Annotated in this window: 26 protein-coding genes; 9 read left to right on the forward strand and 17 right to left on the reverse strand. The window is 64.9% G+C overall.

What is annotated here, in order from left to right; genetic code table 11:
- Positions 1-18 precede the first annotated feature (18 nt).
- Complete coding sequence (locus E6P07_RS08910; protein WP_246172808.1) at positions 19-645, forward strand: DUF6079 domain-containing protein; 627 nt, start codon at positions 19-21, stop codon at positions 643-645.
- Between the two features lie 240 nt (positions 646-885).
- On the opposite strand, the gene E6P07_RS08915 is transcribed toward E6P07_RS08910, so the two are convergent.
- From E6P07_RS08915 to ppsR, 6 genes are all read right to left on the reverse strand, one after another.
- Positions 886-1,998, reverse strand: a complete 1,113-nt coding sequence (locus E6P07_RS08915) for a PA0069 family radical SAM protein (RefSeq protein WP_153975278.1) — start codon at positions 1,996-1,998, stop codon at positions 886-888.
- Between the two features lie 3 nt (positions 1,999-2,001).
- Positions 2,002-2,802, reverse strand: a complete 801-nt coding sequence (locus tag E6P07_RS08920) for a hypothetical protein (protein WP_153975279.1) — start codon at positions 2,800-2,802, stop codon at positions 2,002-2,004.
- 130 nt (positions 2,803-2,932) lie between these two features.
- The gene (locus tag E6P07_RS08925) at positions 2,933-3,538 is read right to left on the reverse strand and encodes a hypothetical protein (protein ID WP_153975280.1); all 606 of its coding nucleotides are present in this window, start codon (positions 3,536-3,538) and stop codon (positions 2,933-2,935) included.
- 85 nt (positions 3,539-3,623) lie between these two features.
- Positions 3,624-4,862: a flavodoxin-dependent (E)-4-hydroxy-3-methylbut-2-enyl-diphosphate synthase gene (ispG, locus tag E6P07_RS08930; protein WP_153975281.1), complete on the reverse strand. Its 1,239-nt coding sequence runs from the start codon at positions 4,860-4,862 to the stop codon at positions 3,624-3,626.
- A gap of 59 nt (positions 4,863-4,921) precedes the next feature.
- Positions 4,922-5,776, reverse strand: a complete 855-nt coding sequence (locus tag E6P07_RS08935) for a DUF4743 domain-containing protein (protein ID WP_153975282.1) — start codon at positions 5,774-5,776, stop codon at positions 4,922-4,924.
- Positions 5,777-5,788: 12 nt separating this feature from the next.
- On the reverse strand, positions 5,789-6,637 hold the full coding sequence (gene ppsR / locus E6P07_RS08940) for a posphoenolpyruvate synthetase regulatory kinase/phosphorylase PpsR (RefSeq protein WP_153975283.1): 849 nt from the start codon (positions 6,635-6,637) through the stop codon (positions 5,789-5,791).
- 270 nt (positions 6,638-6,907) lie between these two features.
- On the opposite strand from ppsR, the gene E6P07_RS08945 reads away from it, so the two are divergent.
- The gene (locus E6P07_RS08945; RefSeq protein ID WP_153975284.1) at positions 6,908-8,167 is read left to right on the forward strand and encodes a glucose-1-phosphate adenylyltransferase; all 1,260 of its coding nucleotides are present in this window, start codon (positions 6,908-6,910) and stop codon (positions 8,165-8,167) included.
- Here E6P07_RS08945 and E6P07_RS08950 read toward each other — a convergent pair whose 3' ends face one another.
- From E6P07_RS08950 to E6P07_RS08960, 3 genes are all read right to left on the reverse strand, one after another.
- Positions 8,168-8,665, reverse strand: a complete 498-nt coding sequence (locus E6P07_RS08950; protein WP_211363095.1) for a L,D-transpeptidase — start codon at positions 8,663-8,665, stop codon at positions 8,168-8,170. It abuts the gene before it with no gap.
- A 62-nt stretch (positions 8,666-8,727) separates the two neighbouring features.
- Positions 8,728-9,027: a hypothetical protein gene (locus E6P07_RS08955; RefSeq protein ID WP_153975285.1), complete on the reverse strand. Its 300-nt coding sequence runs from the start codon at positions 9,025-9,027 to the stop codon at positions 8,728-8,730.
- A gap of 5 nt (positions 9,028-9,032) precedes the next feature.
- Entirely contained in the window at positions 9,033-9,521 is a 489-nt protein-coding gene (locus E6P07_RS08960) for a PH domain-containing protein (RefSeq protein ID WP_153975286.1), read from the reverse strand.
- A 262-nt stretch (positions 9,522-9,783) separates the two neighbouring features.
- On the opposite strand from E6P07_RS08960, the gene E6P07_RS08965 reads away from it, so the two are divergent.
- Complete coding sequence (locus E6P07_RS08965; protein ID WP_162008622.1) at positions 9,784-10,347, forward strand: Spy/CpxP family protein refolding chaperone; 564 nt, start codon at positions 9,784-9,786, stop codon at positions 10,345-10,347.
- 8 nt (positions 10,348-10,355) lie between these two features.
- On the opposite strand, the gene pssA is transcribed toward E6P07_RS08965, so the two are convergent.
- Positions 10,356-11,111 carry a CDP-diacylglycerol--serine O-phosphatidyltransferase gene (pssA, locus tag E6P07_RS08970; RefSeq protein WP_153975288.1) on the reverse strand — a complete coding sequence of 252 codons (756 nt, stop codon included), beginning with the start codon at positions 11,109-11,111 and terminating at the stop codon, positions 10,356-10,358.
- Between the two features lie 75 nt (positions 11,112-11,186).
- Between pssA and hoxE the strand changes: the two genes are divergently transcribed.
- Genes hoxE through E6P07_RS09000 form a run of 6 tightly spaced genes read left to right on the forward strand, consistent with a single transcriptional unit; the run spans position 11,187 to position 16,552 of the window.
- Positions 11,187-11,681 carry a bidirectional hydrogenase complex protein HoxE gene (hoxE, locus tag E6P07_RS08975; RefSeq protein ID WP_153975289.1) on the forward strand — a complete coding sequence of 165 codons (495 nt, stop codon included), beginning with the start codon at positions 11,187-11,189 and terminating at the stop codon, positions 11,679-11,681.
- Entirely contained in the window at positions 11,681-13,297 is a 1,617-nt protein-coding gene (nuoF, locus tag E6P07_RS08980; RefSeq protein ID WP_153975290.1) for an NADH-quinone oxidoreductase subunit NuoF, read from the forward strand. The genes hoxE and nuoF overlap by 1 nt, the downstream gene beginning before the upstream one ends.
- Positions 13,298-13,320: 23 nt before the next feature.
- On the forward strand, positions 13,321-14,049 hold the full coding sequence (gene hoxU / locus E6P07_RS08985; protein WP_153975291.1) for a bidirectional hydrogenase complex protein HoxU: 729 nt from the start codon (positions 13,321-13,323) through the stop codon (positions 14,047-14,049).
- A complete protein-coding gene (locus E6P07_RS08990) occupies positions 14,046-14,588 on the forward strand; it encodes an NADH-quinone oxidoreductase subunit B family protein (RefSeq protein ID WP_153975292.1) in 543 nt (180 codons plus the stop codon). The genes hoxU and E6P07_RS08990 overlap by 4 nt, the downstream gene beginning before the upstream one ends.
- Positions 14,589-14,630: 42 nt before the next feature.
- Positions 14,631-16,064 (forward strand): Ni/Fe hydrogenase subunit alpha, encoded by a 1,434-nt coding sequence (locus E6P07_RS08995; RefSeq protein ID WP_153975293.1) that lies wholly within the window; start codon positions 14,631-14,633, stop codon positions 16,062-16,064.
- Positions 16,061-16,552: a hydrogenase maturation protease gene (locus E6P07_RS09000; RefSeq protein WP_153975294.1), complete on the forward strand. Its 492-nt coding sequence runs from the start codon at positions 16,061-16,063 to the stop codon at positions 16,550-16,552. Before E6P07_RS08995 ends, E6P07_RS09000 begins: the two co-directional genes overlap by 4 nt.
- A gap of 326 nt (positions 16,553-16,878) precedes the next feature.
- Here E6P07_RS09000 and E6P07_RS09005 read toward each other — a convergent pair whose 3' ends face one another.
- From E6P07_RS09005 to acpP, 7 genes are all read right to left on the reverse strand, one after another.
- A complete protein-coding gene (locus E6P07_RS09005; RefSeq protein ID WP_153975295.1) occupies positions 16,879-17,247 on the reverse strand; it encodes a PilZ domain-containing protein in 369 nt (122 codons plus the stop codon).
- Positions 17,248-17,398: 151 nt separating this feature from the next.
- Positions 17,399-18,454: a DNA polymerase III subunit delta' gene (holB, locus tag E6P07_RS09010; RefSeq protein ID WP_153975296.1), complete on the reverse strand. Its 1,056-nt coding sequence runs from the start codon at positions 18,452-18,454 to the stop codon at positions 17,399-17,401.
- Positions 18,451-19,095 carry a dTMP kinase gene (tmk, locus tag E6P07_RS09015; RefSeq protein ID WP_153975297.1) on the reverse strand — a complete coding sequence of 215 codons (645 nt, stop codon included), beginning with the start codon at positions 19,093-19,095 and terminating at the stop codon, positions 18,451-18,453. The genes holB and tmk overlap by 4 nt, the downstream gene beginning before the upstream one ends.
- Entirely contained in the window at positions 19,092-20,117 is a 1,026-nt protein-coding gene (gene mltG / locus E6P07_RS09020) for an endolytic transglycosylase MltG (RefSeq protein ID WP_170286794.1), read from the reverse strand. The genes tmk and mltG overlap by 4 nt, the downstream gene beginning before the upstream one ends.
- Positions 20,118-20,125: 8 nt before the next feature.
- Positions 20,126-20,980, reverse strand: a complete 855-nt coding sequence (gene pabC, locus E6P07_RS09025) for an aminodeoxychorismate lyase (RefSeq protein WP_153975299.1) — start codon at positions 20,978-20,980, stop codon at positions 20,126-20,128.
- 55 nt (positions 20,981-21,035) lie between these two features.
- Positions 21,036-22,274: a beta-ketoacyl-ACP synthase II gene (fabF, locus tag E6P07_RS09030; RefSeq protein ID WP_153975300.1), complete on the reverse strand. Its 1,239-nt coding sequence runs from the start codon at positions 22,272-22,274 to the stop codon at positions 21,036-21,038.
- 115 nt (positions 22,275-22,389) lie between these two features.
- The gene (gene acpP, locus E6P07_RS09035) at positions 22,390-22,626 is read right to left on the reverse strand and encodes an acyl carrier protein (protein WP_153975301.1); all 237 of its coding nucleotides are present in this window, start codon (positions 22,624-22,626) and stop codon (positions 22,390-22,392) included.
- Positions 22,627-22,685 lie beyond the last annotated feature (59 nt).

The raw sequence follows: 22,685 nt of genomic DNA on the forward strand, positions 1-22,685 counted from the left end.
TACCGCGACATCGTCAACGTGACCGCTGGTCTGGCCCTCGGCGCCCACTTCGCGGATCTGGCGCCGGACTTGCGCCGCGACCCGCGCATGGCGACCCTGCGGGCGCTCGCCGGCATCTCGCTCATGCCCACCGGGCAGCCGACCACCTTCGAGGACAAGCTGGACAAGCTCAAGATCTGCGCGTCCCTGGTCGAATCCGAGCTGGCCGCCAACCCGGTTTGCCCGCACTGCGGCTTCCGCCCCGCCAACGAGCAGGGCGAGCTGCTACCGGCGGCCAACGTGCTCAAGACGCTGGACGACGAGCTCGATCGCCTGCTCGATGGATGGCGGCAAACCCTGCTGGACAACCTCGACGATCCGATCATCCAGGCCAACTTCGAGCTGCTGAAGGCCGCACAGCGAGATCTGATCAGGGGCTTCCTTGCCTCGAAGTCCTTGCCAGACCCGGTCACGCCCGAGTTCGTCGCGGCCGTGCAGGAGCCGGCAACCCGTTGGTGTGCCTACATCCCGGACGGTGACGATCGCTCAAGCCCCTGCCAGATGCGCCTTGCCAACTGTCGCCAACTGGCCTTCCCGTGCTGCCTGTATCCAGTTCCTGGCAGCTCTTCGGCATCGAGCACCTACCAGCGGCCAAAACGGAATTGACAGAAGGAACGATACACAACTTCGCCTTTCATCCGACTCTTATCGCGCCACCTGTTGGGACGACGGGATGTTTGATGCAATCGCCCTGAGGTCTGCCCCTCGAGGGGAGAGACGCGAGCTGTGAATCGCCGCAGTGTCGGATGGACGCAGCGCAGGGCGATGGCAGCGCCGGGCGGCGGGAGCAGAGGGGGCAATGATGGCTGTGAATCGGCCCCAGCGGCCTTCCGGTCGGCGAGCGGATCAGAAGAGTTTCAGTTGTGCTATGGACGATGCTTGCATTGCAGGTGGCTGGAACAACTCGCAGCGTAACGCCGGCCAGTCTTGGTCGAGCCCCAAGCGCCGGCAGGCGAGGCGGAAACGCTGCGCGAGCAGGTCAGCAAGCGGCCCTTCACCGCGCATGCGCCGGCCGAAACGGGCATCGTTCAGCGCTCCGCCGCGCATCTGGGTGATCAGGCTGAGCACACGGGCGGCACGCCCTGGGTAGTGAGTGTGCAGCCATTGCTGGAACAGACCGGCCACCTCACCCGGCAGGCGCACAAGCTGCCAGTCGGCCCGACACGCGCCCACCTTGCGCGCGGCAGCGAGCAGCGTCTCCAGTTCGTCGTCGTTGAGGCCGGGAATGATCGGGGCGACCATGACGCCGACCGGCACGCCGGCCTCGCTCAAGCGGCGCATGGCGGCAAGCCGGCGCTGTGGCGCACTGGCGCGCGGTTCGAGCCGGCGCGCCAGTGTGCCGTCGAGCGTGGTGAGCGAGAGGCTGACGTGCACCAGCCCGTCGCGCGCCAGATCGGTCAGAAGATCGATATCGCGTTCGATGAGCGCCGATTTGGTGACGATCCCGACCGGATGCCGGCATTCGGCCAGCACTTCCAGCAGCGCGCGCGTCAGGCCGAGCTGGCGCTCGATGGGTTGCCAGCCATCGGTGTTGCCGCAGAGCGCCAGCGGCTGACAGCGATAGCTGGGGCGGGCGAGCTCACGGCGCAACAGCTCCGCCGCCGCCGGTTTGGCGATGAGTCGCGTTTCGAAATCGAGACCGGGTGAGTCGCCGAGATAGGCATGCGAGGGTCGGGCATAGCAGTAGATACAACCATGTTCGCAGCCGCGATAGGGATTGGCCGACTGCGCAAAAGGCACGTCCGGCGAATCGTTGCCGCTGATGATCGTGCGGGCAGTCTCGAAAGTCAGTTCGGTCGGCACGGTGTCGACAGCGGCTTCGGCGTGTCGCCAGCCGTCATCGACGGCCTGCCGCTGCCAGGCCTCGAAGCGACCGCTGGCGTTGCTGAGTGCGCCCCGACCACGTTGCCGTGCGCCCGCCGGCGGAGCGGTTGGACCTTCGTCGAGGGTCCGGTCCATGCTTCACCTGCCGCCGACGAGGTGCACGGTAAAACCCAGTGCGCGGATGGATGGGCAGCCTGCGGCGTCCGGCTCGGTCAGCTCGACCTGCTCGACCCTCAGCGCGCCGCGGCCAAAGCGTTCGATGTCGGCGATGTCTGCGGCGGTCGGCGCACGCACAGTGGCGACTTTGGGTGAGAAGATGAAGCGGCGCGGGTTTTCCGGGCCGGCCTCCGCGCCGTAATCGCGTGTGGTGCAGCGCTGCGGGTCGGCAAGGAAGTGCCAGCCTTCGATGTCGCGCGGATTGGGCATGAAGTGCCAGGGTGGTGTCAGACGGGCGAGGTTGTCCTCCTGGCCATGCTCACGGATCACGATCTCCCAGCCGTGCGGTCGGGGTTCGAGACGGAACTCGAAGCGGCCACCGAAGCGTTGCCGGAATGTCTCGCCCGCCCGCAGGTGGCCGCGGATGCGCAGATCGAAGGCGGGTGGACGCAGCCTCTTTTTCAGTTCGGCAAGCGGCAGGCGTTGGCTATCGGTCGCGTCGGCAAAGATCTTGCCGCTTGCCATGCCATGATCGACGCGCAACCAGTATTCGCCACAGTGCGACAGCGCCCAGCCTTGGCCCGGCTTGGCACCGGGGCCGTTCAAGGCCAGCAGCCATTCGGTACCGGGCGGAAAGTCGGTCATCGGCGGACGACAGTGCATGCCATCGCCCATGGCGACGAGCAGGCCGCTGTCGAGGAGGCCGCCTTGCAGGGTGTCCAGCACCTGCACGCTCATCTTCGCTTCCGGCCCGGCGTGGTGGCGCAGGATGCGGCCATGCACGATGAGCGACGCATTCCTGGCGACTTCGAGGAAGTTGCCCTCCAGGCACAGGAGCAGGCCAGCGCGATGACAGGCACGCCAAGGAGTATGGCGCCAAGCCACCAACGGCGCGATAGGACAAAACGGCGCATCAGGGTTGCCTCGGCTGGCGTTTTTGCAGCTCGCGCGCCAGACAGGCGACCGCTGGCCGGCGGCTGACGAGTACGGGTGCGAGGGCCTGCTCGAAACGACGGGAGAGCCCGGCCTGCATCTGGGGCGGTGCCCAGCGCTGCGCCGCCTGGAGGCGATGGGCGAGCAGCAGATGCAGAAAGGGGGCGATGGCGGTGTCGGCATGGGCGGCGAGCCAGTCGGCGACGAAATCCGCTTCGGCGAGCGGGCTGTCGACCATGCCTTCCCACTCGACGGCGAGCGGGAAGTCCTGGGCGAAGGCCGTTGCCTCATCGCGCACCGATTCACCCAGCACGGCCACCATCTGTTCGACCAGGCGACGCCGCAGCAACGGCAGGGCGGTTTCGGCCGAGGCGGGCGGCGACATCCGCCACAGCGGCGAGTGCGGCGCCACGCCGGCGAGATAACTGGCCAGACAGTCCGGGTCGCTGGCCGGGGCGATGGCACGGGGCAGTTCGCTGAGCGGCAAGACGCCATGCAACACCACATCGGCGAGCGTAAGCCGCGTTTCGGCCGCGACACTGCCGCCAACGCGCCCAAGGAGCCAAAGGAGGACGAGGCCACGCATCAGTCGTGCCGCTCATCGGGTGCCGCGCCGAAAGAAAGGCCGAAGCGCTCGCGGCCCACGCGGCTTCGACCGCGGCGCTGAGGTCTCAGGCCCCACGTCCGCGCCCGTAGTGCGATTCGATGTAGGCATCGACCAGGCGCTTGAACTGCTCGGTGATGCCCTCGCCCTTGAGTGTGGCGACCTTCTCGCCATCGACATAGACGGGCGCGGCCGGACGCTCGCCGCTGCCGGGCAGGCTGATGCCGATGTTGGCATGCCTGCTCTCGCCCGGTCCATTGACCACGCAGCCCATCACCGCCACCTTCAGGGTCTCGATCCCCGGATACCGGGTGCACCATTCAGGCATCCGCGCGCGCAGATAGCCCTGGATGTCCTTGGCCAGGTGCTGGAAGGTGTCGCTGGTGGTGCGTCCGCAGCCGGGGCAGGCGGTGACCATGGGCGCAAACGCACGCAGCCCCATGGATTGTAGGATCTCCTGTGCCACCACCACCTCGCGGGTGCGCGACTCACCCGGTTCCGGGGTGAGCGAGACGCGGATGGTGTCGCCGATCCCCTCCTGTAACAAGACGGCAAGGGCCGCGGTCGAGGCGACGATACCCTTGGTGCCCATGCCGGCCTCGGTCAGACCCAGATGCAAGGCGTGATCGGTGCGGGCCGCGAGCATCCGATAGACCCGGATCAGGTCCTGCACCCCGCTCATCTTGCACGAAAGCACGATATGATCCCTCGGCAGACCCAGTTGCACCGCACGCTCGGCACTGCTGATGGCCGACTCGACCATGGCCTCGTACATGATCTGGTCGCTGTCCTTGGGCTGGGGGGCCCGGGCGTTGTCATCCATCATCCGCGCCACCAGCTCCTGATCCAGACTCCCCCAGTTGACCCCGATCCGCACCGGGCGGTCGTAACGGCAGGCCAGCTCGATCAGGGTCGCAAACTGGCTGTCCCGCTTTTCGCCCGTGCCGACATTGCCCGGATTGATCCGGTACTTGGCCAGGGCCTGGGCGCACTCGGGATAGTCGGTCAGCAGCCGATGGCCGTTGAAATGGAAGTCACCCACCAGCGGGACCGAGCAGTCCTGGGCATCGAGCGCCGCGCGGATCGCCGGGACGGCCTTGGCGGCCGATTCATGGTTGACGGTCAGACGTACCAGCTCGGAGCCGGCACGCGCCAGCTCGATCACTTGACGCACGGTCGACTCGATGTCGGCGGTGTCGGTGTTGGTCATGGACTGGACGACGATCGGTGCTCCGCCACCGATGGTCAGGTGGCCGACGGTCACGGGTAGGGTCGGGCGGCGCTGGGGGGTGTTGGTTTGGCTCATGGGTGCGACTCGTTCTACATCGGCGATAAGGGACACAAGGGGGTTGATCCAGGCGGTCTTCAAGGCAGGGGTGCGCGCAGCCCGGCTAGGATCTCAAGATAATCCGGCTCATCCGGGGCGATGAAACCATGCCGGATCAGAAAGTCGATGATGGTCAGGTTGCAGTTGAGCTTGAAGGCCTCGGTGTCGCGCACCAGCGCGGCGACCTCGGCCAGCGGCAGTCGCCGGAAGGACTCGACCTCGCCATCGGTACAGACCGGCTCAAAGTCCTCCGGCAGTTCCAAATCGTAGCAGTACATGACATCCGGCTTGAGCCCCTCCGGCGCGGCGCGGCAATAGGTGATGGCGCCCACCGCCACCGCCCGATCGGCGAGCACAGACGGTATCCCGGCCTCCTCGGCGCATTCCTTGCGCAGATTATCCGCCAGACTCAACCCATACGGGAGCCCGCCGGCGACCAGATTGTCCAGATGGAGCGGATAATGACGCCGATCCGCCGCACGCCGCCCGACCCACATCTCGGTCCCATGTGGGGTGCGGACATAGCCGTTGAGGTGCTGGCCAAAGGCGCGTGCACCGAGAAAGGGGGCATAGGCGCGGTCGATCAGACAGCAGACCTGGTCGCGGGTGCCGGCGGTCAAGGGATAGCGCTCGCCGTGCGGCGGGCCGACCACACCCTCCTCGGCCAGGGCGGCAAAGAGGGTATCCAACACCTCGGTGCGCGCTGCGAATCCCTCCGGCGCGCCGAACCAGATCACGGCCTCGGACTCGACCCCAAACTGTCTCGGCCAGCGCCGCAGGTGGTCGCGGGCGCGGCGATGCAACCAGCCGATCTGGGTCCCATTGAGCCACAGGGGCACGAAATCGCCCGGATTCCAGGCGTTACAGGCACGAATCTTGTCAAGAAAGCCCATCGCGACCACACCTCAAAACCCGGTCTCAACGATGGTCAGTGCCCCCTGACCTTCCTGGTTCTCCTTAAGCGCCTTGACGACCTGCGAGGAGATCTCCTCGATCGACTGCGAGGTGGTGTTGAGCACCGGCACCTGCAAGCGCCTGTAGATCTGATGCGCCAGGCGGATCTCGTCCTGACAGCGTTTGAGCGAGGCATAGGGGCTACCGGGGCGACGTTCCTCGCGGATGAGCTGTAAGCGCTGCGGATCGATGGTGAGGGCAAAGAGCTTGTGTCTGCAGTCGTAGAGTAACTGCGGCACATCGCCGCGTTCGAAGTCCTCCTCGGTGAGCGGATAATTGGCCGCGCGCAGGCCATAATGCATCGCCAGATAGAGACAGGTCGGGGTCTTGCCCGAGCGCGACACCCCAGTCAGGATCACATCGGCACGATGGAAGTTTTCGGGGCGCACGCCGTCGTCGTTGGACATGGCGAAATTGATCGCCTCGATGCGCTTGGTGTAGTAGCTCGGCTTGGTGATGGCGTGGCTGCGACCGGCCTTGAGACTCGGCGGCACCCCGAGCTCGCGCGCCAGCGGCTCGACAAAGACCTCGAACAGTTCGATATAGAAGCAATTGCCGCCCTTGAGGATGGCGCGGATGCCGTCGTCGAGCATGGTGGCGAAGACGATCGGACGCACGCCATCACGCTCGGCCGCCTCCTGCATGCGCTGGGTCAGGGCCTGCGCGCGCAGTTCGGTGTTGATATAGGGCATATAGACCTGCTCGAACTCGACGGTATCGAACTGTGACAGCAGGCTGTGGCCCAGGGTCTCGGCGGTGATGCCGGTGCTCTCGGAGACAAAGAAGACGGTACGGCGCATGGCGACTCAAAATACAGGACAACGCGAACCTGGGACCGACTGGAGGTGATCGGCCCAGAAGTATGACATGCTGGCGGTCCGAGGCGTGGAACGAGAATGGCCATGCCAGATCGAATCGCCGATCTTGGCCGGGCGCCCGAGCCGCCCGCGCGGCTGCTTTTGCGGGAAGTTCGGAAAAGCGCACCGGCTTGCGATTATCATTGGGCCTCCGGTTCCCCCCACAAACGAAGCATTAGCGCCCCATCCGCGAGACGGGGCCGCGGAGGACTCATGCAGAACGACCGTATCATCGCCTTCGTCATGGCCGGTGGCCAAGGCTCCCGGCTCCAGCCCTTGACCACCGGACGCTCCAAGCCCTCGGTGCCCTTTGGATCGCGTTACCGGATCGTCGACTTCGTGCTCAGCAATCTGGTCAACTCGCAGATCCAGACCATCTATCTGCTAGTGCAGTACAAGTCACAGTCGCTCATCGAGCACGTGCGCAAGGCCTGGACCATCTCGCCGCTCCTCCAGAATCAGTTCGTCACCGTGGTGCCGCCGCAGATGATGGCCGGTGAGCACTGGTTCCAGGGTACGGCCGATGCGGTCAACCAGAACATCAACCTGATCGAGGAGCATCGCCCAGGGTTGGTCGCGGTGTTCGGCGCCGACCACATCTATCGCATGGATATCCGCCAGATGGTCGACTTCCATCGCGAGCGCCAGGCCGATGTCACCATCGCTGCCCTACCGGTGCCGCTGCACGAGGCCTCCAGTTTCGGCGTCATCGTCGCCGATGAGACCGGACGCATCCAGGCGTTCGAGGAAAAACCGGCCCAGCCAACGCCCATGCCAGTGAATCCAAACATGGCCTTCGCCTCCATGGGCAACTATATCTTCAACACGGACGTCCTGATCAAGGCCCTGCACCAGACTCAGCAGGCCGGTGAGACCGATTTCGGTCAGCACGTCCTGCCGCGGCTACTGCGCACCCATCGGCTTTTCGCCTACGACTTCGCCACCAACCGCATCCCCGGCGTGCAGCCCTATGAAACTCAGGTCTACTGGCGCGACGTCGGCAACCTGGATGCCTATTTCGAGGCCCATCGCGACGTGCTGGGCGCCGAACCCGTGTTCGATGTCTTCAATCCGGAATGGCCGATCTATTCGAGCAGCTATCAGGGCCCGGTGGCGCGCGTGCTCGGCGGCCAGATCGAGAACACCCTGCTTGGCGCCGCGACCCTGGTCTATCCAGGCGCGAGGCTCCGCAACTCCATCATCCGACGCGAGGCGGTGATCGAAGAAGATGCGGTGCTGGACGAGTGCATCATCATGGACTATGTGCGGATCAGCCGGGGCGCGCGGCTGCGGCGGGTGATCGTCGATCGCCACAATTTCATCGCCCCGGGCGATGAGATCGGTTTCGACCGCGCCCGTGATGCCGAGCGCTTCCATGTCAGTCCGGGCGGCGTGACCGTCATCCCCCAGGGACAGGTCAGCTATTTCGCGCGCGACATCCGCGGCTCGGGTCGGCGCGGCTATTCGGAATAGTCAGCCGCCTTGGATCTCGACCAGGGTGCCGTTGGGGGTCTGGTCGAAGAGCTCAATCAGATCTGGGTTGCGCATCCGGATACAGCCATGCGAGCGCGGCACCCCCATGGGTTCGGAGTCCGGGCAGCCGTGGATATAGATAAAGCGGCGCAGCGTATCGACCTGCCCGCCGCGATTGCGCCCAGGTTCGCAACCCGTGAGCCAGAGGATGCGGGTCAGGATCCAGTCGCGCCCCGGATAGAGCGCTGCCAGGGATTCATCATAGATCTCGCCGGTCGGACGCCGTGCGCGAAAGACGGTGCCGATCGGACAGCCATCGCCGATGCGCAACCGCACGCGATGCAGACCGCGCGGGGTGCATCCGCTGCCGAATGCCTCGCCGGCGCCGTTCGCGCCGGTCGAGACCGGATAGCGTCGCATCGGACGCGCACCGACCAAGAGCGTCAGTCGCTGGGTGTCGAGGTCGACCACGAGGCGCCGTTCGGTCAGGGGAGCCATTTCATCGAGGCTTGATAGCGCAACGCCGGATCGACTGGTTTGGGACTTGCCGCACACCTGGTTCAGAAGACCCAGGCAATCAGCAGCGTCAGGATGAGAAAAAAGGAGAAGAAGGCGCCAAGCATGAATTGCAGCTCGCCGATCAACCCATCACCGGCCACAAGCGCGAAGAAGGCGATGAGTGCGACGGTCAGACCAAAGCCCCAGGGGACGGACTCCCGCAGTCCCAGCCCTTCGTTCAGCGTACCGATGATGGGTGTAGCGGCCGGCAGCAGGAACAGGACCAGGAGCGCCAACACCAGGACGGCCATCAGGACGACCACCGCCAGCCACTTGAGATCACCGCGATCGCCGGCGCCCATGATACTCAAGCCCCGCAGGCCGGTTGCGCCTTGATCAGTTCGCGGATCCGTCCCGGATCAGGCAGACCGCGCACCACCAGCTCGGGCGTATCGCCGGCGGTGTAGATGCTGATGTCGCCGGCATTCATGATGCGCTGAAACAGCGTCTGTGTGACCCGGACCGTGCGTACCGAGGCCATGTTGATCTCGGTGTACTGCTTGCTGAACAGACCGTGGGTCCAGAGGATCTCATCGGACGTGATCTCGAGATGATCGCTCAGGGTTGCAACCCACCAGGTCAGGAGCTGGAGCGTGAAGAACACGAAGACGCCGATGCCGATCATCTGGAGCGTCCGCCCGTCGCTCTGAATCTGAGACCTAAGCTCCGGCGGAACGAGCTGATCGCCGGTCACTGCAATCAGGATACCGCCGAGCATGAGCAGAACGGTCAGCAGGGTACCGAATGGACGGGTACGCAGCAGCGAGGGATGGGCGTCGTAGAGGACTTGGGGCATCGGACACTCCTACCATGACCTTCATCAAAGTGGGCGGGCGCGTGGCGATACTAGCGCAAGCCCTCAGGATTAAAAAGCGATTCACTTATGACCCGCTCAGGCTGGGCAGTCGTGCTTCTTTAATCAAAGGTATTTGTCGATTCGCTGCACCCAGGTGCCAACCTGAGCCTTTAATCTGAACCCGCCGGGGTTATCGCGCTCCAAGTCCTGGCAGCTCGTCACTGTTCGAGCCGCGTCCACTCATCCGATGAGGAACCATGCTATGAACGATCGACTGGTCCACACCAGACTGCCCCGCACCGGCGCCGCACTCGGCCTGATCCTGACCACCACGCTTATCGGCACCACAACGGTCCAGGCCTGTCCGGGCCTGGACTGGCAAGGCGGACCGGACATGGACGTCGGCTCCAAGATCGAATCCATGGCCAAACGTCTCGATCTGACCCCGGAGCAGCAGGCCCAGGTGCGCGCCATCCTGGAGCAGACCCGCCAGGAACAGAGGCGTCTGCGCCAGGAGAGTCGCGCCCAGATCGAAGCCCTGCTGACCGAGGAGCAAAAGGCCAAGCGCGCCGAGCGCCAGGCGAGGGCCGTGAACCGTCAGGTCGAACGCCTGACCGACTGGCTCGAGCTCAGCAACGAACAGGCCGACCGGATCAAGACGCTCCTCACCGAGCAGCGCCAGAATCCGGAGCTGACCCGCGCCGAGCTGTATGAGCGGATGTCTGCCATCCTGACCGCCGAGCAGCGCGCCGAGTTCGAACAGGGACGCGGACGCGGTCTCGGCGGCGATCGGCGTGGACGCGGCGATGGCTGCCTCGCCGACTGATCGGCCCCTCAAGCCGGCGGCTCACGCCGGCGACGATCGCGATTTCCCTTGAGCCGAAACAGCGTCCAGGCCGGCCCGGAGACGGCATAGGTCAGGGCCATCAGGAACAGCACCAGCGGCGGATGGATGAAGACGACGGCAAAGCCGAGCATCATCATCACCGCCAGCAGAAAGGGCACACGCCCCTGCAGGTTGATCTGCTTGAAGCTGTAATAGCGGAAGTTGCTGACCATCAGGAGTCCGGCCCCTGCCGTCAAGAAGGCCGCCAGCCAGGACACGTCCTGTCCTTCGACCCCGAACTCCTGGGCCGTCCAGATCCCCATCGCGATGATGGCCGCTGCCGGCGGGCTGGGCAACCCCTGGAAATACCGCTTGTCGGCGATCCCGACCTGGGTGTTGAAACGGGCCAAACGCAGCGCCGCCGCTGCCGTAAAGATAAAAGCCGCCAACCAACCGATCTTGCCCAAGGCCCCCAGGGCCCAGTGATAGGCAACCAGGGATGGCGCCACTCCGAAGGCGACCATGTCGGAGAGGCTGTCGTACTCAGCCCCGAAGGCGCTCTGGGTATTGGTCAGACGCGCGATGCGACCATCGAAGCCGTCGAGGAACTGCGCCGTGAGGATCGCGATGGCCGCGGCCTCGAAGTGTCCCTGGGTGGCCGAGAGCACGGCATAGAAGCCGGCGAAGAGCGCGGCGGTTGTAAACAGATTTGGCAGCAGATAGATACCGCGATGGGTTTTGCGTGGATCCGGGGTTTCGTCCATAGTATCTATTGTCGGTTAGCGAAACATCGTGGCAAACATGATAGCAAGCACCGCAACCCTCGAAGCGGAGGATCCATGACACTGCCGCCTACCAGACCGCCGCTGCCGAGCGACGATCCGCGCTGGAAGCTCGTGAATGCCACCATGCGCCGCAACGGCTACGCCGGGCACGCCCTGATCGAGACCCTGCACAGCGTCCAGGACGCCTTTGGCTATCTCGACGAGACGGCGCTGCGTTTCGTCGCCGCCTCGCTCGACCTGCCGCTCAGCAAGGTCTTCGGGGTCGCGACCTTCTACCATATCTTCATGCTCAAACCGAAGGGTCGGCATACCTGTGTGGTCTGCATCGGCACCGCCTGTTACATCAAGGGCGCGAGTGGCCTGATCGAGGGACTCCAGGGGCGCTATGACATCAATCCGGGCGAGACCACCGCCGACGACCAGCTCTCGCTGCTGACGGCGCGTTGTGTCGGTGCCTGTAGTCTGGCCCCGGCTGTGGTCATCGACGGCGAGGTCCTGGGCAAGCAGACCCCAGAGACCCTGATCACCACCCTGGAGGGGTTGAGCTGATGCATCTCGAAGACCTGGCCGAACAGGCCGCCCAGTATCGCGCCGAGGAGGCGCACATCGAGCGCGAGATCCGCGTCTGTGTCGCGGCCAGCTGTCAGTCCTCCGGTGCGCTGCCGGTGCTGGAGGCGCTTAGGTCCGCCTGCGAGGCCCAGGGTCAGGGGAGATGCAAGGTCAAGGGCGTGGGCTGCATGGGGCTGTGTTCGGCCGGTCCCCTGGTTGCGGTGGCCGACAAGGACGCCGGCCTTGACCAATCCGTGCTCTATCGCGCCGTCACACCAGACGACGCACCCGAGATCTTGGCCAGCGTCTATGGTGCGCCGGTCGCGCGTCTCCAGTGCCCGACCGATCAGCCCTTCTTCACCCGTCAGCAGCGGATCGTGCTTGAAAACTCGGGCGTGATCGACCCGGAGAGCCTGCGCGGCTACATCGCCGTCGGCGGCTATGCGGCGCTCGTCCAGGCCCTCACCGAGATGACGCCCGCTGAAGTGGTGCGCGAGGTCACCGCGAGCGGGTTGCGTGGGCGCGGCGGCGGCGGCTATCCGACCGGGCTCAAGTGGTCGACCGTTGCCAAGATGCCAGCCGGCCAGAAGTATATCGTCTGCAATGCCGACGAGGGCGACCCCGGGGCCTTCATGGACCGCGCCGTCTTGGAGTCCGACCCCCATCGGGTGCTCGAAGGCATGGCGATTGCGGGCTATGCGGTCGGGGCGAGTAAGGGCTATGTCTATGTGCGCGCCGAGTATCCACTCGCCGTCGCGCGCCTCGAGACCGCCATTCGCAAGGCCAGACGCGCCGGTTTTCTGGGGACCAAGGTCGCTGACACCCAATTTGCCTTCGACATCGAACTTCGGCTCGGGGCCGGGGCCTTCGTCTGCGGTGAGGAGACCGCGCTCATGGCCTCGATCGAGGGGTTGCGCGGCCAGCCGCGCCCGCGCCCGCCCTACCCCGCCGAGTCCGGTCTCTGGGGCTGCCCGACCCTCATCAACAATGTTGAGACCTTCGCCAACATCCCCCCGATCATCCGCAACGGCGGCGACTGGTTTGCCACGATCGGTACCGAGGGCTCCAAAGGGACCAAGGTCTTCGCCCTGGCCGGCAAGATCCGGAACACCGGCCTGATCGAGGTGCCCATGGGGACCTCGCTGCGCGAGATCATCGAGGTCATCGGCGGCGGTATCCCGGGCGGCAAAGGCTTCAAGGCGGTCCAGACCGGCGGCCCCTCGGGCGGCTGTATCCCGGCAGATTATCTCGATATCCCAGTCGACTATGACAGCCTCAAGTCGCTCGGAACCATCATGGGCTCGGGCGGCATGATCGTGATGGACGAGACCTCGTGCATGGTGGATGTGGCGCGCTTCTTCATGGAGTTCTGCATGAGTGAGTCCTGTGGCAAGTGCGTCCCCTGCCGCACCGGGACCTGGCAGCTGCATGCACTCCTTGCCAAGATCGCCAAGGGCCAGGGGACGCGTGCCGATCTGGCGTTGCTCGAGGACCTGTGCGAGGTGGTGCGCGCGACCAGCCTCTGCGGGCTCGGCCAGACCGCGCCCAATCCGGTGCTCAGCACACTGCGCCATTTCCGTGACGAGTATGAAGCCAAGTTGCAGAGAGACGCTTAAGCGCCGTCTTTGAGGATCCACTCATGCCCAGATCGACCCAGCCCAATGTGCGCGTCGTCACCCTCCGCATCGACGATCGGGATCTCTCGGCACGCGAGGACGAGACCCTGATCGAGGTCTGTCGCGAAAACCAAATCCCCATTCCCAGTCTCTGTTATCTCGACGGGCTCTCGCCCTGGGGCGGTTGCCGGCTGTGCATGGTCGAGCTCGTCGGTCAGGGTCGGCTGGTCGCTGCCTGCACCACGCGCGTCGCCGAGGGCCTGGCGGTCCGCACCGATACCGAACGGCTCCGCCACTATCGACGCACCCTCATCGAGCTGTTGTTTGCCGAACGCCATCATGTCTGCTCGGTATGCGTCTCCAATGGCCATTGCGAGCTCCAGACGCTCGCCCAACGCTGCGGCGTTGATCACGTCCGCCTGCCCTATCGCCAAGTGTCCTACCCGGTCGATAGCTCACATGAGATGTTCCGGCTCGACCACAACCGCTGCATCCTGTGCACCCGCTGCGTGCGGGTCTGTGACGAGATCGAGGGCGCCCATACCTGGGATGTCATGAATCGCGGCAGCGACTGTCGCGTCATCACCGATCTGGCCCGCCCCTGGGGTGAGAGCGAGACCTGCACCAGTTGCGGCAAGTGCGTGCAGGTCTGCCCGACCGGCGCCCTGGTCAAGCAGGGCACCTCGGTGGGCGAGATGGTCAAGGATCAACACTTCCTGCCGATCCTGGCGCGCCGGAGACACGCGCGATGAGCACCCAACCCAAGATCACGGTCGCCACCGCCTGGCTCGATGGCTGTTCGGGCTGTCATATGTCCTTGCTCGATCTCGACGCGCGTTTGCTCGAACTCATCGAGCAGGTCGAGATCGTCTACAGCCCCCTGGTCGATGCCAAGGAGCTGCCCGCACGGGTCGATATCGGCCTCCTGGAGGGGGCGATCAGCTCCGAGGACGATCTGGCCAGGGCGCAGCTGTTTCGCGCGCGCTGCCAGCGCCTCGTCAGCCTGGGCGACTGCGCCGTCACCGGCAATGTCCCGGCCATGCGCAATCATTTCAAACTCGCCGATGTGTTTGATCGCGCCTATCATGAGAACGTGACGCTTAAGCCACAGATCCCGACCCGCGAGGTCCCGGCCCTGCTGACGCCGGTCAGGCCGGTCCACAGCGAGGTCAGGGTCGATGTCTTCGTGCCCGGCTGTCCGCCGAGCGCCGATGCCATCTGGTATGTGTTGACCGAACTGATCGCAGGGCGGGTGCCGGACCCACCTGCCGTCACGCGCTTCGGCGCCTGAGGCACAGAGGATCCTTGCCGCTTCATCCGGGGGTTTCAGGCCATGAGCCGCACCATCACCATCGAGCCGGTCACCCGCATCGAGGGCCATGCCCGGATCACGCTCCAGCTCGGCACAGACGGGCGGGTCGCAGATGCCCGCCTCCATGTCACTCAGTTTCGCGGCTTCGAGAAGTTCTGCGAGGGGCGCCCCTATCGCGAGATGCCGGCCCTGACCGCGCGCACCTGCGGCATCTGTCCGGTCAGCCACATCATCGCCTCCAACAAGGCCTGCGACCATCTGCTGGCGGTCGAGATCCCGCCGACCGCCGCCAAGCTGCGCCGGATCCTGAACCTGGCCCAGCTCGTCCAGTCACATGCCCTGTCGTTCTTCCATCTGTCTTCGCCGGATCTCTTGCTCGGCTGGGATGCAGACCCGGCCACCCGCAACCTCTTCGGCGTCATGCATCAGAACCCCGAGCTGGCGCGCGATGGCATCCGGCTGCGTCAGATTGGCCAGACCCTGATCGAGACCCTGGGTGGCAAGAAGATCCATCCGGCCTGGGTCGTACCGGGCGGGGTGTCCGAGGCGCTCACCGCCGAGAAGCGCGAGGCCATGCTCAGGCTGCTGCCCGAGGGGCTGGAGATCGCCCAGCGTACCTATGCCTTCTACAAGACGCTGGTCCCCAGGTTTAAGGATGAGTCTGAGCACTTTGGCAATCAGCCGACGCTGTTTTTGAGCCTGGTCACCCCCCAGGGCCAGCTCGAGCACTATGACGGCGTGTTGCGCATCAAGGACGCCCAGGGGCGGATCCTGGAGGATCAGGTACCACCCGAGGACTATGGGCGCCTGATCGGCGAGGCGGTCGAGGACTTCAGCTACATGAAGTTCCCCTATTACAAGCCCCAGGGCTACCCGCAGGGGATCTATCGCGTTGGACCCCTGGCTCGGCTCAACAACGTCCAGGCGTGCGGTACGCCCTATGCCGATGTCGCCCTGGCCGAGTTCCACCTGCTCCAGGAGTCTGGCCCCGTCCTCAGCAGCTTCCACTATCACTATGCGCGCCTGGTTGAGATCATCTACGGCCTGGAGATGATCGAGCGCCTGCTCAAGGATCCAATGATCCTGGATTCGCGGGTACGTGCCCGTGCCCGCAGCAACCGTTACGAGGGGATTGGGGTCGCCGAGGCGCCGCGTGGGACACTCATCCATCACTACCGGATCGACGACGACGGACTCATCACCTGGGTCAATCTCATCATCGCCACTGGGCACAACAACCTGGCCATGAATCAGGCGATCCGCCAGGTTGCGGCGACCTATGTCGATGGCAACAGGCTTGAGGAGGGGATGCTCAATCGGGTCGAGGCGGTGATCCGCTGCTACGACCCCTGTCTGTCCTGCGCCTCACATGCCTTCGGTCAGATGCCGCTTGCAATCGAGCTGCGGGATGCGGCAGGCCAGGTGATCGATCGGCTGGCACGCCGAGACCCTTGAGAAAGACCCTCATCATTGGCTATGGCAACCCGATCCGGGGCGATGACGTCATCGGTCCGCTGGCGGTCGAGCGTCTGGTCGAACGCGGCCTGCCGAATGATGTGGAGGCCATCGCGTGCCATGCCCTGACGATCGAGCTGGCCGCCGAACTGGCCGACTGCGAGCGGGCGATCTTTATCGACGCGGCGACCGGCGGCAAACCGGGCCAGGTGCAGATACGGCTTCTGGTCCCTGCCGCGGATCCACACTCCATGCTGGTCCACACCCTAGACCCGTCTGGTCTGTTGGCCTGGTGTCGCCACCTGTATGGACGCGCCCCTGAGGCCTATCTGCTCACCCTGACTGGATCCTACTTCGGCTATGCCGACGGCGAGCTGAGCCCGGTCGTCGCGGCGGCGCTCGGGTGCTTGATCGATCAGGTCGCGCGGCTGTGCGAATCTCCAGGGCTGGGACCAAGCCGGGCCTCCCCTGTCCAGGACAAGTCTTAACCATCGACCGGCAAGGGCTCGCGCAGATACGCCATGAGTTGGCGGCGCTGGGTCTTAAGGCATGCAGTGAACCGCGTCGCCGGCGTGGTGAGGGTCGCCTCATCGACCCTGCCATCCGCCTTGGCCTTCTCTTCCAACGCATTCGATGGCGCTTTGGGCCAGTTCCAGCGCCCTGAGATCGACCCAGTGCGCGACAAGCCCCGCCGTTCAGGGCGGGATCGGGGCGCACGGAGAAGCGACTCAAGGGGCGGCGCAATGCCGTGCCTCAAGCGCCGTAGGAATCTCTGACCTTCAAGCCGGGGAGGATGTCAAGGAGCGGTTCTAGACTAGAGGGTATAGGTCGGGCGTTCAGAGACCAAGGCGCCGGCCAGATATTCCTCGATCTTGCGCCGAGTGGCGCCCTTGTCTTGATCGTTGAATTGGACCCCAATCCCGACGGTGCGGTTGCCCTCGGCTCCGGCGGGGGTGATCCAGACCACGCGCCCGGCGACTGGGATGCGATCGGGCTCGTCCATCAGCTGGAGCAGCAGAAAGAGCTCGTCGCCGAGCTGATAGCTCTTGTTGGTGGGGATGAAGAGTCCGCCATTCTTGATGAAGGGCATGTAAGAGGCATAGAGGTTGCCCTTGTCCTTGATGGCGATGCTCAGGATACGTTGTTGGCCGCCGAGTCCGCCTGCTGGATTGGGTGTGCTCATCTACTCGATCCTCCGGACCTCCCAAGGAGTACTGAATAACTCCCTCTCCCTCGGGGAGAGGGTTGGGGTGAGGAAAATAGGCACATGATTTGATGACCACCTCAGCCTGCCCTCTCCGCTTGCAGGGAGAGGGGATTGAATCAGCGTTTCCCTAATGATGCCGACTGGTGATCCGCGCCCAATCAATGGCGAGGGATTCCAGCAGCAACTGTTGATTGAGATTGCGCTCGCCCAGGGCGCGTGCCTCCAGGATCCGCTTGAGGAAGCGATGCCCCGCCGCCAGGTCGAGCCCTTGCGCCAGCGCCAAGAGTTCGTCTCGTCGATCGGGATGATCGAGCCGGGGCGGTGTGGCGCAGACGCCCAGTCGAAGCAGATCCACCATAACGCCGGCGAGCCAATCGAGGATACGCCCGGTGTCGATCTCGTTCCAGCGTCCAACGACCGCGACCGGATCGGCGCGTCCGCGCGCAATCTCTAAGAAGTCACGCAGACACTGGACACGCTGTTCCATCCAGGTGTCGTCGGCGCTGTCGGCCAGGGCGCGCAAGGGTGCGCCATGCGCCAGACGCAGACGCAGCGGCCAGTCCGGGCGCGGTTCGCGTGAGGCGAGCCAGCTCAGGGCCGCCGCTTCGTCCGGAATCGGCACCTGGATCAGCAGACAGCGACTCCGGATGGTCGCCGGCAGGCGTCCGATCCGCTCCGCGATCAGACACAGCAGACTGTGTTCGGTCGGTTCTTCTAGGGTCTTGAGCAAGGCATTGGCGGCGGCCTGATTGAGCCGGTCGGCCGGGTCGATCAGGGCGACCTTGTAGGGGGCACGGCTCGGGGTCAGGGATTCGCGCTCGGCGAACTGGCGTACCGCGTCGATCGGGATCTCGCCCGACTTGCTCTCCGGGTCCGGGCCGACTGCGATCAGATCAGGATGGCTGCCGGCGGCTAGCAGCCGACAGTCGGCACACCGACCGCAGGCCAGGCCCTGGACGTTCGGTGTCGGGCATAACAGCGATTGGGCCAACGCACGCGCCAGCACACGCTTGCCGAGGCCGTTTGGCCCAAAGATCAGCAGCCCCTGTGCCAGTCGACCGGATGCGCGCGCGGCGTGCAGATGCGACCAGATGGACTCGGTCCAGGGCAATGGACGCTCGAACGCTCGCGGCGAAGGTCCAGCGACGTGCAATGGCGCGGATTCGCGGCGCGTTGCACTCATGACCGAAACTCCAGTGCATCGACGAAGGCGTTCAGCTCAGCCGCGGCAGCGCGTTTTACCTCCGCGAGCGGTGCCGTGGCGTCGATCACCCGATAGCGCCTCGGATTGGCCCTTGCCCGTTCGAGATAGACCGCGCGTGCCGCGGCGAAGAATCGCCGACTCTCGGACTCGAACCGATCGCCTTGGCCAAGACACGACTTGGCGCGCCCAAGCCCCAGTTCCGGTGGCAGGTCGAACACCAGCGTCAGATCCGGGCGCAGACTGTCCTGCACCAAATCCTCGAGCACCGCGATGCGGTTTGGGTCGATCCCGCGCCCACCACCCTGATAGGCGTAGGTCGAATCGGTGAAGCGATCGCAGAGCACCCAACGTCCGGCTTCGAGCGCCGGACGGATGCGGCGTTCGAGATGATCGGAACGCGCGGCAAACAGCAGCAGCAGCTCGGTCGTCGCGGGCATGCCCTGGTGGTCCGGGTCGAGCAGCAGGGTGCGCAACCGTTCGGCCAAGGGCGAGCCGCCCGGTTCGCGGGTGGTGAGCACCTCCAGACCGCGCGCACGCAACAGCTCGGCCAGAGGCGCAATCTGGGTCGATTTACCCGCGCCCTCGATCCCCTCGAGCGTGATGAAGCGTCCGCGTCTCATTCGTCGTTCCGGCTCAGGATATAGCGACGCACCGCCTGATTGTGCTCTTCGAGCGTGCGCGAGAACACATGACGCCCATCGCCCCTGGCGACGAAATAGAGCTCCTCGCCCTCTTCGGGGTGGAGTGCGGCGTGGATCGCTTCGCGCCCGACCAGGGCGATGGGCGTCGGCGGCAGCCCAGGGATGACATAGGTGTTGTAGGGTGTCGCCTCGCGCAGGTCGGCACGGCGGATGTTGCCGTCATAGCGCTCGCCCAGGCCGTAGATGACGGTCGGATCGGTCTGAAGCCGCATTCCACGCTGGAGACGGCGGGTAAAGACGCCGGCGATCCGCGGGCGCTCGTCCGCCATTGCGGTCTCCTTCTCGATGATGGAGGCGAGGATCAGGGCTTCGTAGGGTGTGGTGATCGGCAGGTTCGGCGCGCGCTGTTCCCATTCCTCGGCCAGGATGGTCTCCATCCGGGCGAGCGCGCGCCTGAGGAGGTCCAGGGCACTGGTCTGACGGGTAAAGCGATAGGTATCCGGGAAGAACAGCCCCTCAGGATGCGCCTCAGGACGTCCGAGCCGGGCCATGATCTCGGCATCGGAGAGATCCGCGAGCCTGGGACCACCGGCAAAGACCTCGTGACTGTCGATCGCCGCCAGCGCCTGCCGGAAGGTCCAGCCCTCGACCAGGGTGAGGTTGTATTCGACCACCCGACCCGATGTCAGCCACTCCAGGAGGCGCGGCGGCGTCATGTCGCGCGTGAAGGCATACTCACCGGCCTTGATCCGGCCCTGATCACCCCGGAGATAGACCATCGCGATGAAATAGATCGGACGTTCGATCAGACCCTGTTCGCGCAAACGCCTTGCCAGGGTGCGCAGGGAGGTCCCGCGTGGCACATCGAACAAAACGCGCTCCTGGTCGGTCTGGATCGTCTGCGACAGAAAGCACTGATAGTCACGCCACAGGGCCCCGGCCAGCAAGAAGCCAGCCACAAGGACGACGAGCATGAGCCCTACGAGGACACGTTTCGACATTGGGCCGATCACCCCGGCGTACAGGCGGCCTGATACAGCCGATCGAGCAGGTCCCAAGGCAGCAGCGCCAGATCGAAGCGGCGTCCCTCCAACGCGCGCACCGGCCAGACGCCGATGATCGAGTTGGTCAGAAAGAGCCCGCATGCCTGATCGAGCGCGGCCCGATCGAGGCGCATGACCAGACACTCGATCCCCAGGTGCGCCGCGAGTTCCAGCGTCAGACCACGCACGGTGCCGGCGATGCCACTGCGATCGACCGGCGGCGTCATCAGACAGCGACCGTCCCACAAAAAGACATTGGTCATGGTACCGCCGACCAGATCGCCGTTGGCATCGAACATGAGCCCCTCGGCGATGGCTGGATCCTTCCACTCGGCACGCGCCAGGACCGAGTCTAGACGGTTGAGGTGTTTGATCCCGGCGAGTAATGGATTGATCGAGACGGGGGTCTGGCAATGGCGCACGACCACGCCCCGACGCCAGTCAGGACCCTGAGCGGGTGGCAAGGGGTAGATCAGGAGCAGACGCCTGGGTGGCGCAGACGGCGGCGGGGCATAGCCGCGTCCGCCGTCCCCGCGCGAGAGGATCAGCTTGAGGACGCCCTCCCCCTGGCCATCGATCAGCTCGGCCGCCTCGGCAGCCAGCAGGGCGGTCTCGGGGGACTCGATGCCGAGGCGCTCCGCGCCCAGGATCAATCGGTCCATGTGGCGCTGCCACTGGCAGGGGGCGCCGGCGGCCAGGCGGATGGTCTCAAACAGACCATCCCCATAGTGGAGCGCCCGGTCAAGGACCGAGAGCCGATCACCGGGCCGACCGTCGATCAGGATCCGAGACGGGGCAGGGGTTTCGAGCGTTGTGGTCATACCATGTCTGCGTGCCCTGCCCAACCGCCCCTAGACCCTGTCTCCGGGACCAGGGTCAGAGGCGCCGGAAGATCAGCGTCCCATTGGTCCCGCCGAAGCCAAACGAGTTGGAGAGCGCCACCTCGATCGGCATCTGACGCGCGGTGTTGGGCACATAATCTAGATCGCAGTCCGGGTCCGGGGTGTGATAGTTGATGGTCGGGGGCGCCACCTGATCGCGGATGGCCAGGATGGTGAAGATGGCCTCGGCGCCGCCGGCGGCGCCGAGCATGTGTCCGGTCATTGACTTGGTGGAGCTGACGGCGAGTCTGTAGGCATGATCGCCGAAGGCGCGCTTGATGGCGAGCGTCTCGGCGATGTCGCCCGCCGGGGTCGAGGTGCCATGGGCATTGATGTACTGGACCTGGTCCGGGTTTAGACCGGCGTCGTTCAGGGCCATGAGCATGCACTCGGCCGCCCCTACCCCGTCCTCGGCAGGGGCCGTCATGTGATAGGCATCGGAGTTCATACCGACACCGATCAGCTCGGCATAGATGTTGGCACCCCGCGCTCGAGCATGCTCGTATTCCTCGAGCACTACGACCCCGGCACCGTCGCTCAATACAAATCCGTCGCGATCTTTGTCGAAGGGGCGGCTGGCCCCCTCAGGGTCGTCATTGCGGGTTGAGAGGGCACGCGCGGCGGCAAAGCCACCGATACCAACCGGTGAGGTCGCCATCTCGGCGCCACCGGCCAACATGACATCGACATAGCCATGACGGATCATGAGCGCCGCCTCGCCGATGTTGTGGGTGCCGGTCGCACAGGCCGAGACGATCGAATAATTGGGGCCCTTGAGGCCGAACTTGATCGAGAGGTTGCCGGCCACCATGTTGACGATGTTGGCGGGCACAAAGAACGGCGAGATGCGGCGCGGCCCCTTCTCGCGATAGACCTCGTAGTTGTTCTCGATGCCCGTGATACCGCCGATGCCGGAGCCCACGGCCACACCGATGCGCCGACAGTTGGACTCCGTGATCTCCAGACCAGAATCGGCAAGGGCCTGACAGCCGGCGGCCAGGCCATAATGGATGAACTTGTCCATCTTCTTGGCGTCTTTTTCCGAGACATAGGGGCTCGGATCGAAGCCATAGATCGGACCGCCGAAGCGGGTACTGAACGGGGCGATATCGAAATGGGTGATCGGTTTGATTCCGCTCTTTCCGGCGAGGATGTTGTCCCATGCGGACTTGACGTCCAGACCAACCGGCGCCACAAGACCCAACCCGGTGACTACTACCCTTCTGCCTGCCATCACTTAACCTCTATCGTCGCTCAGAACGCCACCTTCGACCGGTCCATGCCGCGCCCTTCAGTCAAGGCTGGAGCCCAGCGTCTGGCGTCAAATCGATTCGCTCAGGCACCGAGTCTCAGGCCTGGTGCGCTTTGATGTAGTCGATGGCCTGCTGGACCGTGGTGATCTTCTCGGCGTCTTCGTCCGGGATCTCGGTCTCGAACTCCTCTTCGAGGGCCATGACCAGTTCCACGGTGTCGAGCGAGTCCGCTCCCAGATCGTCGACGAAGGACGCCTCTGGGGTGACTTCCTCTTCCTTCACGCCCAGCTGGTCCACCACGATTTTGCGAACTCGTTCTTCAACGCTGCTCATAAGATTGATTCCTCATCGAATGACAAAAATCGACCCCCCTGGGCCAGGGCGTATTCTAG

Source organism: Thermochromatium tepidum ATCC 43061, assembly GCF_009664085.1.
Lineage (GTDB): Bacteria > Pseudomonadota > Gammaproteobacteria > Chromatiales > Chromatiaceae > Thermochromatium > Thermochromatium tepidum.